Genomic DNA, 12,296 nt, shown 5'->3' with positions numbered 1-12,296 from the left:
GTATTTTAACAACTTTATAACAATAAATACACTAATAATAATTACCCCTTAATAGTATATTTATAAATAAATCAACAGTTAAAATACAATAAACTGCACCCCCTCAGACGACTAGAAAAAAACATACTGGTAACCGATACTGACGGAATCATAATTCAATCCAATACTCTTAAAAGTTCCTGTATTAAACTGTAATTTTATAGACTGCATTTTTGCGAGTGGCATAGAAAATGTAGCACCAATTCTAGAACTATTTATAACACTTCCTGCAGGCAAATCATTAATAACGGTTTTTCCTCCGCTAAACCAGTTAAGATTAATTCCAACCCACATTTGATTTTTGAAATAATAACTGGCATGACCTTGAAAAGAAAGCACTGGTTTTTGTTGCAAATCTTTATCGCCAAGAAATTCATTGTTTTGTGTATAAAACCAAACTCCTGAATACAATTCGGCGTAAAAATGTTCAAAACGCTTGGACACACCTACTTCTGGCTTGAATCCCCAACGATTGGCTCCTATGTTAATTCTTTTATCTGCATAATAAGCACCTGTAGGGACTGAAACAACTAAACTTGTCCCAAATATTGTTTTTTGCTGATATTTGGCAAAATCTTTTCTTTCTAATGCGGGCGAACCAAATAAATTGACTCCAAACCGTATACGCATATCACCAAAACCTGTTCTATTTCCTGTGACTCTTTCCCCACTTACTGTAGCTTTCCCATCCATAATTACATAAGGAATTGCCACTTGAATCCTGGCTAATTTATTTGCCAAGCCAAAAGTATGCATATACCCTACTCCAAAATTATTGCTTGAAATGATAAAATCCTCGATAGGTAAAGTTGGTTCTGAGACAACATCTCCTTTCATGAATCCATAAGACCCCACTATAATATTACCTCCTTTAGGCAAATTTGCATAAACTCTTGGCTCAAGATCCTGAGCCATGCACCAATTGAAAATAAAGAAAATGACAATTAATAAAAATTTAGCTTTCCTAATATTAAATACCCATTGTAAAACCATATTGTGAATTTAAAAAAATAAAAAAATGTTTCTAAAATAGCATTTGGAACAATTTTAGGCACAACTGCAAAAAATTGAGCCTAAAAAAACCTCAAAAAAATGAGGTCTCATAGTCTTCCTTTACATATTTTTAAAATCGGTAACCAATACTTATATTGTATCTAAATCCAACAGCGGTTACAGATTGAACTCCTTTTTTTTCTATACCCTCATCGCCTGTAATTCCATCAATCCCTGGAAATTTATCTTTTATTGCTTCTATTACTTTTTGAAAAACCTCGTTTTCATCAAGTCCAGAAATATCACCATCCAATTTTGCATTAAATTTATATCGGGTCAAAGAAGGCCCAAATAAAACGCAATCAATAACAAGTCGATCCCATAAAACGAATTGATATCCCAGCTCACCGCCTACATTTGTTAAATTAAAATTTGAAGAAAGATTAGCATTGCTTACTACACCCGTATTTGGATTGGTATAAATTAAATCTCTATCTGTGTCAAATTGAAAAAAACTAATAAATGGAGCCAAATAAACACCTCTTGGCCCTTTAAATTTATTGATACTTCCTAAATAAAATCGATAATCAGCACCAATGGAATAGCCTTTTCTATCACTCTTTTTATCAAAATTAACATCAGTGATATCTACATTTATCAAAGGAAACTCTTGGTATCCTGTAAAAACATTTAAACTTTGATTTTCTTTAATCATTCTCTCATACGAAAACTGATATGAATTATCATAAAGCAATGTATTGGACACATTAAACTTCACTGAGTTCTTAAAATCTCTAGAATTAGATTGTGAAAAAACGTTAGTTGAAGGTATAAATAGCACCAATACAAAAACAAAGACAATTCTAAATGGAGTAGTTAAATTTTTCATGATTAATTTTTTAAATTACATAAAACTAGGAAAGCATATTAACAAATTTAACATTTTTTTTCAAAACAAAGAAACAAAAATTAACACTTTTTATGACAAAAGAACTTATAAATAAATCTCTATTAGGTTTATTGTAAATAATATCTGAAAATGTACTTAAAGTTACAAAAAAAAGAGCGTAACACTATTATTACGCTCTTTCTTTTAAAGAAACAAAATACTTATTTCACTTTTGTCATTTCCAATTCACCTACAAAAGGTATTGCATTTTGCAAGCTACTTCTAATCTCTGTTTGCAAATAAATTTCAAGTTGAATGAATTTTGTAGCATTTATTGCTCCTATTGCTTTTTTAGCTTTTTCATAATAAGAACTATATAACTTATCATATGCTATATTATTTTTCAAAACACCTTTGGCTATTACGTCCGCTTTTTCATCTGTCAAAGCAGCATAATCTGTAGCATATTGATTAATTAAGTAGACTTTTTCTTCGCCAAGTTTTTTTCTTTCCACTTCATAAGAGTCATAAATCTTTCCAAAATCTGTAGCTTGTGTACCAGACAATGCCATATACTGTCTTACCAATTCTGATTTGGATTTCCCATAAATAGATTGTACAACATCTATATCATCTTTCAAAGTTGTCTGGGCAAATGTCGTTGCTGAGAATGCTACTGCAAATAATAAAAATAATTTTTTCATGTTTGTGTGTTTTAAATTTAGTTAATTACTCTCAAATATAAGAATTTCTCATTAAAATTTTAATAAATTAAAAAACAAATTCACCACAAACAACAATTTACCAACAACAAAGAAATTAAAAAGTTTCTCCTGCATTAAGATAAAATCCATTGGAATGATTTCCTACAGCATAATCAAAAACAAGATTAGTACGAGTAGCTTTATCAATTAAAAGTCTTAAGCCAAAGCCGAATGCTGGCTGAACATATTCAAAAAGCCTAACATTATCATACTTATTACTTGCGGTTGTGAAATTTGTAAAAACAGTTCCGCTAAGAAGCTGATTACAGGTTATGGGAAACCTTAATTCAACCTGAAGATAAGCTAAATTATTACCTCGAAACAGTCCTTGTGTATAGCCTTCACCACTTCGACTGCGTTGATCCCAACCTATGGCAGGTAAATTTAAATAAGGAACAACTCCCTTGGTTACAAACTGTCCAAAAGCCCAAAAACCAAGCACAAAATGTTCCCTTTTGGGATCCATTGGAATAAAATATCTAAATTCAGTAAAGAGTACATTACTCACTTTTTGGTCATTAAACAACCCCCAATTAAATCTATAATCGACATTAGCAAACCAACCTTTTCTTGTATTAATCTGGTTATCCCTGGAATCGTAAATAAAATTAAAGCTTAACCCATTTACAAAATATTCCTTTTCATTAAATCCATTCAGAACACTATAATTATAATGGTTAGTAAGTTTCCCGTTTTCTACATCAAGGTTTTTATCATTGATTGTCGAATACCAATCTAGTTCTACTCCTCCACCGATATAAAAATTCTTTTTTATTTCCCATGAAGCGGTTTGATGAAACTTAAAATAGTTATAATCCATCGGCTCTTTGATCGATTCAATATCAAAATCAGGGTCTTCTCTATTTGTCGGAACAATATTGGTTCCTAGACCATAATTAGGTTGGGTAAAAATGTACAGTCGATAATCTCCTCTAAGATAAATTCTATTATTCTTCAATAGAATATTATTTTTAGCATTAATTAATAACTGCTTTTTGGTAGTAAAAGTCACTCCCAGATTTGCAGAAGAATATTTATCTGAAATTTCTTTTCCTTTAAAAGTATATTGTCCTGTCGCGCCGTAACTAAACCCAGTTGCCGGTTGAACACCAATTACAGGAATCACAAGCAAAAAACTATTCTTAATCGGTTTTACGATGAGAATCGAGTCTTTCTTTTTAAATAATTCAAAAACAGTTTTGGGCGGGCAAGGATTATCAACAAGTGAATTTTCTTGAGCAATAGCTAAACTTTGATTGCCTAAACAAATCAAAAAAAAGGAGATTAAAAATTTAATCATCATAGTTCAATTTTAAATTTAGCAATTCAAATGTTAAATAACTTATCTAAGGAATTATTGTAGTAAACAAATAAACCGAAAATATCACCAATAAAACCACTCCTTGAATCATTGTTGTTTTACCTGTCCGCAATGAAAGAGACAGGACAAAAAGAGACAAAACAAACAATACAGTAGATTTTATATCTATCCCCAGAGAAAGAGGGATATCAAAATAAAGTGAAACAAAAGCGACTGCAGGTATTGTCAATCCAATACTTGCTAATGCAGAACCCAAAGCTAAATTTAAGCTAGACTGCAAACGATTTTTACGGGCAGCATTCAAAGCTGATATTCCTTCAGGCAATAAAACGACCATTGCAATTATGATACCAACAACTGATTTTGGAGCCCCAACAGAATCTATTCCTGATTCAATACTAGGGGATAATGCCTTGGCTGTAAGAACAACAGCCACTAAACTAATTAGCAATAAAATTGAACTTATAAGACTAACTTTTAAAGAAGGCGGTGTTTCATGTATTTCCTCGTGGTCATCAGCATTTTCAGGTAAGAAATAATCGCGATGTTTAACAGTTTGCATCAATAAAAAAGAACCATACAGTAATAAAGAAATTACAGCTACAAAAAACAATTGGTTCTGATTAAATTCAGGCCCAATAATACTAGTTGTATAATTGGGCAAAATTAATGTCAAAACCGAAATAGCCGTCAAAACCGTTAAAGCCGCACTTACCCCTTCCAAACCATAAACTTGCTCTTTAAACTTTAGCCCTCCTATCAATAGACAACCTCCTACAATGCCATTGATAATAATCATTTCGGAAGCAAAAATGGTATCTCTTGCCAGAACCGCAGTGTCTTTTCCTCCTGCTAACATCAAAGAAACGATTAATGCCACTTCGATTGTCGTAATTGCCAATGCTAACACTAACGTTCCTAATGGTTCCCCAACACTTAGTGCAATAACTTCGGCAAGATGCACAGCAGCCAAAATACATACAATCAAACTTACTGCCAACAAAATCAAATACCATCCTCCAAAATTTAAAACCATTCCTGCATACAAAATACAAGTCAAAATTGGTGCTGCAACAGACCATAAAGGGAGGTGTGAATTGATTTCTTTTTTCATAAACTATTCTATATTATTTCCTAAACATTAAAAAAACTACTGCTGTTCCAATTATTGTTTGTTAATGATTAATTTGTTTATAGCTATTTAAAAATAATTTATTCAAAAAACTATTTTACTTTAAGTTTGTCAATATTCCCACTATAGTTAATAGAAGCACGATTATTAGAATTTATGGTTAAAGAAGCGCCTCCCTCAAAAAAGACAGTCAAAAAAATAGTATAATAATCCGACTTGCCACTAACTTCTGCTCTTATTATATATTTTTTTTTACCTTTTTCAATGGAATAATCTTTTATTAGACCTTTAAAATCCAAACCACCGCCACTGCCATAACCTACTCCAGCATATGCTCTCCCAAAAAAAGGCATTTCACTGTCAATAGAATCTTTTTTGAATCGCAAAAAATTTGCATTTGTAGTCAAATCAATACTTCTGCCTCCTTGAGGATATGCCTTATCACCAACAAATTCAAACTCTTTGGAATTGACAAGAGCTTCTACTTCTTTTTGTTTTACTAGTTTTTTTTCCTCTTTTATTTGCTGTTTCGTTTTTTCCTGTCCAAAACCAATTAGCATTGAAAAAGTAAGAAAAAAAGAGAATACCAATGTTTTCATAAGTTTAAGTTTTTATGCTAAAAGAAAAATTAAAAAATTAGTTCAGATGCGTAAATCGCATCATCACAATATTACCTAACAATAAGTTTAAGGTTTTTCCATCATCCGTAATCGTATAGGATTCAATTCTCTTTAGAGCATCCATATAAACGGAATCCCCATTACCCTCGCAAGCCATCATTGTCATACCCATTTTAGCTTCTTCAAAATTTATTTTGGCACCATCTATGATCAAAGCCCCAAAATACTGATTACAACTATTGTTTCCCGTGATTTTATTTTCTCTTAGATTAAATGCAATCGTTGGTTTTGAATTAGGGTACAAACCATCAAAAGCAATTCTGGGACCCGTTATATATTTTAGTTCCCAAGTTCCTTCAAGTGAAGTTGTTGCAACTGCAGGTTTGGATGTTGTACACGAAACAAAACTCATACAAATAAATACTACAAATAGTGCTATTTTCTTCATAATTATTGATTTAAATTAGAATTATGTCTTGTAAAAATAAGAATAATTAATAAGAAAAAAGACGTTTTGATTTCGAATTTGCTTTTTAAAAAAGGTATCATTATTTTCGTAAAAAAGAAAAAAAATGACACTACTAGGAATAGGTTCCCGAATTGAACATCCCCAATATGGAAAAGGAGTAATAACCAATGTCTCTTCCAAAGAATATTGGGTAACGTTTATAGAAAATGGATTAGAAACCATCGCTTTGGACGACGAATTTAAAGTTATCGAAGCAACTGTGGATGAAGTGGATACCGTAAGCTTTTCAGAAGTTGAAGAAAGCTTGAGAAATCTTTTAAAAAAATGGTCGGATGTTTCCGAAATTGTACCAATTGGTGACAAATGGAAAGGAGGCAAACTAATTTTAGAGCCTGGACAAACAGGATTGACATCCAAGGAAATTTCGATTGACACTTTTTTTCATAAAATCATTATGGTTCGAGACCGTTTGCGAGTGATGGAACAAAAAATAAACAGCAGCAAAATAGAAGAAATAGAAAAGATTGAATTGCAACAATACATTACCCGCATTTATGGTAGTTTAACTTCATTCAATATATTATTTAAATCTCCAACCAACCATTTTGTGGGCGAAAAGTCGAAATAGATTTTAACTTTCCATTAATTTTAATACCCTTTTTTATACGTATTTTTACCATTCAATTCAATTTTAAAAAACATGAAAAAAATAATCTTCTCAATTGCTGTTATTATTATTGTAATAATTGGCTGTAAAACCAATAGCAATTCAGCTGACTCAAAAAGCCTAAATCTTGCTTTTGAATCAAAGAGCAATAGCAATGTTACTGGAACTGCTACTTTTACTGAGAAAAATGGTAAAGTTACTTTTGTCGCCAAAATAGCTGGATTGCAACCTGGAGTTCATGCCATTCATATTCATGAAAAATCCGATTGTTCTGCTGCCGATGGAAGTTCTGCTGGAGGACACTGGAATCCAACCTTCAAAAAACACGGAAAATGGGGCGATGCTGAACATCATAAAGGCGATATAGGCAATTTTACCGCAGATGAAAAAGGAAATGGAACTATCACTTTTACAACAGACGAATGGTCAATTGGCGGTGAAGACCCGACAAAAGATATATTAGGAAAAGGGCTTATCATTCACCAAGGTGCTGATGATTTTGTAACACAGCCAACAGGAAATGCTGGCGGAAGAGTAGCTTGTTCAGCCATCATAAAATAAAACAATAGGCAATTCTCTTGAAAGAAAAAGAACACCACTATTTTAAAAAAGCATCAGATTGGCGGGAATGGTTACACAATAATCATCATTCGTCATCTGGTGTCTATTTAATTTTTTATAAAGTAAACAGCCCTTTTGAGAGCATGCGCTGGGAAGAAGCAGTTCAAGTAGCCATTTGTTATGGCTGGATTGATTCTACGGTAAGAAATATTGACGAACACAGTAGAAGGCAAATCTTTTCGCCAAGAAAAGACAAAAGTGTTTGGAGCAAACTCAACAAAACCTATATCGAAAAACTCATTGCTGATAATCTCATGCATGAAAGTGGCTTGGCTAAAATTGAAAAAGCCAAACAAAATGGCTCTTGGAATTCATTGGATGCCGTTGAAGATTTAATTATTCCTGAGGACTTGGAACAAGCATTCGAACAAAACAAAATTGCTTTTGAAAACTATAAAAACTTCAGTCCTACGTACCGAAAAAGTTATCTTTATTGGCTCAATCAGGCCAAAAGAGCCGAAACTAGAAACAAAAGAATTACTGAAATAATTGACCTTTGCAATCAAAATAAAAAAGCTAGAGACTGATGTATCATTGTTGTTTATCCGTAAAAAACAGATTCCTTTATCTTTAAATCAGAAATTAAAAACATACTGTGTTACTGATTTATAATTATCTCCAATTTAAAATGCAAATTTCACAAAAATCCCTAGTACGTTTATTTTATAAACCCAAGAAGTGCGCATTCATCCATAAAAAAACATAGCTTTGCAAAATCAAAATTAAGCAATGATTAACCCTTCAGCATCTGGTTGGATAGATAAATTCTTTACAAAACTAAAGTTATCAGAACACACTGCATCTGAAACAGAAGGTGCTTTTTATCAAAAATTAAGAAATACTGGTTTTATCTACGGTCATATCCTTTCATTTGACACTCCTTTCGAAATAAAAACTAAGGGCTGGTTCAAAGAAGAAATTTCAAAAATAGCTTTACTAAATGCTTTGTATGGTATTTTTTCATTAATGAATGAAGAAAAAGAGGCATCGCTGTTTATGGAAAAAGCCAATGCTTTTTATAGACAAATGCATCCCGAAGGATTTAGTTTATTCAAAAAAATACTTCCTAAAAGCAATAATGCTTTAACGCTGGAAAAAATTATTGACCAACGCGTACAAACAAATGAAAGCATAATCAATAAAAACTTTTCGCATTTGGTTACCAATGCTTTGCTTTTTATTGATGTTTTGGCTTTTCGGCAATATTTGATTCATGGTGAGATTCCAGAAAAATATCTTAAAAAAATTGAAGAGACAGTTGTCAATATAGTGACTTTGGCTTTAAAAATAAAAACGAACAAATCTCAATACGATGATTTATTAATCAAATTATTTGAAGCCTCCATACGATACAGTAAGTTTTCCAAGAACGAAAATATAACCTTGGAAAATTTAGAATTGAACTATTTCACCGCAGAATTAGAAAAAAAATATCTAATCGATATGGCTGGAATGGCTTTGTGGAGCGATGGAGTTATTGAAAACAACGAAGCCTACTTTTTGCATACACTAGCTAAAACGTTGCTCATTGAAGATGAGTTTGTCAAAGAAAGCATTGTCAGCACAGATGGTTTTATTGCTAAGCACAAAAAAGACATCCCCTATTTTAATTATTCGAATCCCGTAAAACATTTTTACGACCAGACCACACAAAGCGTAATTACTTTGATTTCTCGCAATAAATCGAGATTAGTCAAGGAAATAATTGAAAGTAAAGAATTAATGCTGCTTTTGGCGCATTCCACCCATAGGGATCTGGACGAAAAAGAAAAGAAAAAGGTAAAAAAACAATTATTGGACATTTGTAAAACAGTCCCATCATTAACCATATTTTTACTTCCTGGAGGTAGTTTATTGCTTCCTATTTTGATTAAATTCATACCTACATTATTACCTTCCTCATTCAATGAGAATTTGAATCATGAAGATTAAACATAAAAAAGGCTGTCTATTTTAGACAGCCTTCCTTTTATAATCTCTACTTGTGTAAGAACACGATTATTTTTTAAAATTCAATTGATATACTTCATCCAAATCTTTATCAGAACTAAAGTTAACCCCTAAATCGGTAACAAAACCTGAATTTAGTCCATAAACCCATCCATGAATTGTAACTTCATTACCATTATTCCAAGCAGATTGTATAATGGACGTTTTGGCCAAATCAAATACTTGTTCTTTTACATTGATTTCAACAAAAGCATTAAAACGTTCGTCCTCATCCAATATGGAATTCAAGTATTTGTCATGTAAACGATAGATATCTTTGATGTGACGAATCCAGTTATCAATGATACCTATTGAATCGTTACCCATAGCCGCTTTTACACCTCCACATCCATAATGACCACAAACAATTACGTGTTTCACTTTAAGCACATTTACGGCATAATCTAACACACTTAACATATTCATATCCGAATGAATAACCATGTTTGCTATATTTCTATGTACAAAAACCTCTCCAGGTTTGGCTCCAATAATTTCATTTGCAGGAACACGACTATCCGAACAGCCAATCCATAATAATGGTGGCTGCTGGCTTTTTGCCAAATCCTTAAAATATTCTGGGTCTAAATCCAATTGGTCTTCTACCCATTTTTTATTGTTTTCTAATATTTTTTTATAGAAATCACTCATTTTTAATTTTATATTTTGTTAGCTATTTTTAAAATAATTCTAATACAAAGATCAGTATAAAAGTTTCAATACTTATTTTTATAACTACAAATTATTTTGGAAACTCTTCTTTAACAACTTTCGTTTCCACCATTTCTCTTTTTACAAAATCGTAATGATGCTCTATTGTCACGTGATTTTGAATCTCTGCACTATTCTCTAAGGCATATTCTTTTTTGAATCCTTTTAGTTTGACCTTTATATTGTCATCAACAGCTCTTGTCGTTTTAAATTCATGTAGTAAATCCAAAATGTCATGAGCAATATAAACGGTATCCTCGGCATTGATAACAACATTACTGTTCCGAGGAATTTTTGCCAATGTCAATTTAATAGCCGCTTTATTCAAGAAAGACACTTCTTGAGCCAAATCAATATGAATCACATCCCCATCAACATACTCTTCTTTCTTAAAACTATAAGCTCTTTTAAGATTTCCTCTTAATATAAATGCGATACTAATTGCAATTCCTAAAGCAACTCCTTTTAACAAATCGGTAAATACAACACCTAAAAATGTAGCAATAAATGGCAAAAACTGATATTTTCCATACTGCCAAAAATGCTTAAAAGTAGCTGGTTTAGCCAATTTATAACCCACTAAAAGCAAAACTGCAGCCAGTGTTGCCAAAGGTATCTTGTTCAACAAAACAGGAATTGCAAGGACACATACCAACAATAAAACTCCATGGATTATTGCTGATAATTTTGATTTGGCACCCGCTGCATTATTAGCTGATGTACGAACAACCACAGATGTCATAGGTAATCCACCCAAAAGTGCACTTATCATATTTCCTACACCTTGCGCTTTTAATTCAACATTAGTATTAGTAAAACGCTTGTGAACATCCATTCTATCGGCAGCTTCAATACACAACAAAGTCTCTATAGAAGCAACAATAGCAATAGTTAAACCTACGACCCAAACTTTTGGATTTGTAATTCCGGCAAAATTTGGTGTAACGATAATGGCTTTAAATTCCTCAAAAGAACTTGGAATTGGCAAAGAAACCAAATGCTCTTTTCCAATAGCTAAAGAACTTCCTGATGTAATAAAAAATTCATTCAATAAAATTCCAACTATTACAGCAACTAATGCCCCTGGGACTAATTTTAATTTCTTTAAAGCGGGAACTTTATCCCACATTATCAAAATCGAAATTGAAACCAAAGTAATCAATATTGCCCCCAGCTGGATGTGGTTAAAAATACTAAATATTGCCGAAAAAGTATTTTCGTCGGTTGCCTGAACGAAAGATTCGTCACCTTCAAAATCGGCATCGTAACCAAATGCATGCGGCAATTGTTTCATAATTATAATGACACCAATACCGGCTAACATTCCTTCAATAACATTGGTTGGGAAATAATTAGATATACTTCCAGCTTTTAGGAAACCTAATCCCAATTGAATTAATCCTGCAATAAAAACGGCGGTCAGAAATATATCAAAAGCACCCAAATCAGTAATTGCAGTTAATACAATAGCAGTTAAACCAGCAGCTGGCCCCGAAACACTTAATTGAGACTGGCTCAAATATCCAACTACTATCCCTCCAATAATTCCTGAAATAATTCCTGAAAACAAAGGAGCTCCCGAAGCCATTGCGATTCCTAAACAAAGTGGTAACGCCACTAAAAAAACCACTAAACCTGAAGCAAAATCAGATTTAAAGTGAGTAAAAAGATTTGCTTTTTTTGACATAATATTTTTTTGATAAAAGTTTAATTTCGTTTTTTACTACAATTCCATAATTGTAGTGGTTAAGAGGACAATCAATGCTAAACATTGCTATCCGAAAAAAAGAATACCATCATCATTACTGCGCCATTTACTTTTGAAAAAATCCATTTAATTAATTACGAATAAAAATACCAAAAAACTGGCGAACCCAATAATATAAGGAAATAGAAAAGTAAAAATACTTACTCTCAATTTTAAATTAAAATATCAGTAATACCGCTTATATATTAGCTATTAGCCTACAAATCAAATTTGCTACTAATTACTAACAATCTATCGATAATGAAAATTGGTGATACTTAAACTCTGTTAGGAGGTGGGATAAATATAGAAGCACTTATTAGATCATGCCTTG

The 12,296-nt window shown here is 32.1% G+C and carries 13 protein-coding genes; 4 read left to right on the top strand and 9 right to left on the bottom strand.

Annotation, left to right across the window (positions count from 1 at the left end; all coding sequences use genetic code 11):
* Nucleotides 1-111: 111 nt before the first annotated feature.
* From B0E44_RS06875 to B0E44_RS06840, 7 genes are all read right to left on the bottom strand, one after another.
* Nucleotides 112-1,032 carry a transporter gene (locus B0E44_RS06875; protein WP_077372018.1) on the bottom strand — a complete coding sequence of 307 codons (921 nt, stop codon included), beginning with the start codon at nucleotides 1,030-1,032 and terminating at the stop codon, nucleotides 112-114.
* Between the two features lie 130 nt (nucleotides 1,033-1,162).
* Nucleotides 1,163-1,921 (bottom strand): hypothetical protein, encoded by a 759-nt coding sequence (locus tag B0E44_RS06870; RefSeq protein ID WP_124019297.1) that lies wholly within the window; start codon nucleotides 1,919-1,921, stop codon nucleotides 1,163-1,165.
* 221 nt (nucleotides 1,922-2,142) lie between these two features.
* On the bottom strand, nucleotides 2,143-2,625 hold the full coding sequence (locus B0E44_RS06860) for a hypothetical protein (RefSeq protein WP_077372009.1): 483 nt from the start codon (nucleotides 2,623-2,625) through the stop codon (nucleotides 2,143-2,145).
* A 115-nt stretch (nucleotides 2,626-2,740) separates the two neighbouring features.
* The gene (locus B0E44_RS06855; protein ID WP_077372006.1) at nucleotides 2,741-3,988 is read right to left on the bottom strand and encodes a BamA/TamA family outer membrane protein; all 1,248 of its coding nucleotides are present in this window, start codon (nucleotides 3,986-3,988) and stop codon (nucleotides 2,741-2,743) included.
* A gap of 43 nt (nucleotides 3,989-4,031) precedes the next feature.
* Nucleotides 4,032-5,120: a calcium:proton antiporter gene (locus B0E44_RS06850; RefSeq protein ID WP_077372003.1), complete on the bottom strand. Its 1,089-nt coding sequence runs from the start codon at nucleotides 5,118-5,120 to the stop codon at nucleotides 4,032-4,034.
* A 110-nt stretch (nucleotides 5,121-5,230) separates the two neighbouring features.
* Nucleotides 5,231-5,737 (bottom strand): DUF4251 domain-containing protein, encoded by a 507-nt coding sequence (locus tag B0E44_RS06845; RefSeq protein WP_077372000.1) that lies wholly within the window; start codon nucleotides 5,735-5,737, stop codon nucleotides 5,231-5,233.
* Nucleotides 5,738-5,774: 37 nt separating this feature from the next.
* Nucleotides 5,775-6,206 carry an META domain-containing protein gene (locus B0E44_RS06840; RefSeq protein ID WP_077371998.1) on the bottom strand — a complete coding sequence of 144 codons (432 nt, stop codon included), beginning with the start codon at nucleotides 6,204-6,206 and terminating at the stop codon, nucleotides 5,775-5,777.
* A gap of 124 nt (nucleotides 6,207-6,330) precedes the next feature.
* On the opposite strand from B0E44_RS06840, the gene B0E44_RS06835 reads away from it, so the two are divergent.
* The 4 genes from B0E44_RS06835 (at nucleotide 6,331) to B0E44_RS06820 (ending at nucleotide 9,447) form a co-directional block, all read left to right on the top strand.
* Nucleotides 6,331-6,855, top strand: coding sequence for a hypothetical protein (locus B0E44_RS06835; protein ID WP_077371995.1), 525 nt, complete (start codon nucleotides 6,331-6,333; stop codon nucleotides 6,853-6,855).
* Nucleotides 6,856-6,927: 72 nt separating this feature from the next.
* Nucleotides 6,928-7,455, top strand: a complete 528-nt coding sequence (locus tag B0E44_RS06830) for a superoxide dismutase family protein (RefSeq protein WP_077371992.1) — start codon at nucleotides 6,928-6,930, stop codon at nucleotides 7,453-7,455.
* 17 nt (nucleotides 7,456-7,472) lie between these two features.
* On the top strand, nucleotides 7,473-8,042 hold the full coding sequence (locus B0E44_RS06825; RefSeq protein ID WP_077371989.1) for a YdeI family protein: 570 nt from the start codon (nucleotides 7,473-7,475) through the stop codon (nucleotides 8,040-8,042).
* Between the two features lie 202 nt (nucleotides 8,043-8,244).
* Nucleotides 8,245-9,447: an LETM1-related biofilm-associated protein gene (locus tag B0E44_RS06820; RefSeq protein WP_077371986.1), complete on the top strand. Its 1,203-nt coding sequence runs from the start codon at nucleotides 8,245-8,247 to the stop codon at nucleotides 9,445-9,447.
* A 66-nt stretch (nucleotides 9,448-9,513) separates the two neighbouring features.
* Here B0E44_RS06820 and can read toward each other — a convergent pair whose 3' ends face one another.
* A complete protein-coding gene (can, locus tag B0E44_RS06815; RefSeq protein ID WP_077371983.1) occupies nucleotides 9,514-10,155 on the bottom strand; it encodes a carbonate dehydratase in 642 nt (213 codons plus the stop codon).
* 91 nt (nucleotides 10,156-10,246) lie between these two features.
* Nucleotides 10,247-11,902, bottom strand: coding sequence for a SulP family inorganic anion transporter (locus tag B0E44_RS06810; RefSeq protein ID WP_077371980.1), 1,656 nt, complete (start codon nucleotides 11,900-11,902; stop codon nucleotides 10,247-10,249).
* Nucleotides 11,903-12,296: the final 394 nt, after the last annotated feature.

This window comes from Flavobacterium sp. A45, assembly GCF_002001005.1.
In the GTDB taxonomy this organism is placed as follows: Bacteria; Bacteroidota; Bacteroidia; order Flavobacteriales; family Flavobacteriaceae; genus Flavobacterium.
This window is presented reverse-complemented; position numbering and strand designations above follow the sequence as displayed.

Excerpts from the sequence above, each read along its gene's own strand:
- B0E44_RS06810 (WP_077371980.1), bottom strand. The coding sequence starts at position 11,902 with ATGTCAAAAAAAGCAAATCTTTTTACTCACTTTAAATCTGATTTTGCT.
- can (WP_077371983.1), bottom strand. The coding sequence starts at position 10,155 with ATGAGTGATTTCTATAAAAAAATATTAGAAAACAATAAAAAATGGGTA.
- B0E44_RS06870 (WP_124019297.1), bottom strand. The coding sequence starts at position 1,921 with ATGAAAAATTTAACTACTCCATTTAGAATTGTCTTTGTTTTTGTATTG.
- B0E44_RS06850 (WP_077372003.1), bottom strand. The coding sequence starts at position 5,120 with ATGAAAAAAGAAATCAATTCACACCTCCCTTTATGGTCTGTTGCAGCA.
- B0E44_RS06820 (WP_077371986.1), top strand. The coding sequence starts at position 8,245 with ATGATTAACCCTTCAGCATCTGGTTGGATAGATAAATTCTTTACAAAA.
- B0E44_RS06860 (WP_077372009.1), bottom strand. The coding sequence starts at position 2,625 with ATGAAAAAATTATTTTTATTATTTGCAGTAGCATTCTCAGCAACGACA.
- B0E44_RS06855 (WP_077372006.1), bottom strand. The coding sequence starts at position 3,988 with ATGATGATTAAATTTTTAATCTCCTTTTTTTTGATTTGTTTAGGCAAT.
- B0E44_RS06845 (WP_077372000.1), bottom strand. The coding sequence starts at position 5,737 with ATGAAAACATTGGTATTCTCTTTTTTTCTTACTTTTTCAATGCTAATT.
- B0E44_RS06875 (WP_077372018.1), bottom strand. The coding sequence starts at position 1,032 with ATGGTTTTACAATGGGTATTTAATATTAGGAAAGCTAAATTTTTATTA.
- B0E44_RS06840 (WP_077371998.1), bottom strand. The coding sequence starts at position 6,206 with ATGAAGAAAATAGCACTATTTGTAGTATTTATTTGTATGAGTTTTGTT.
- B0E44_RS06830 (WP_077371992.1), top strand. The coding sequence starts at position 6,928 with ATGAAAAAAATAATCTTCTCAATTGCTGTTATTATTATTGTAATAATT.
- B0E44_RS06835 (WP_077371995.1), top strand. The coding sequence starts at position 6,331 with ATGACACTACTAGGAATAGGTTCCCGAATTGAACATCCCCAATATGGA.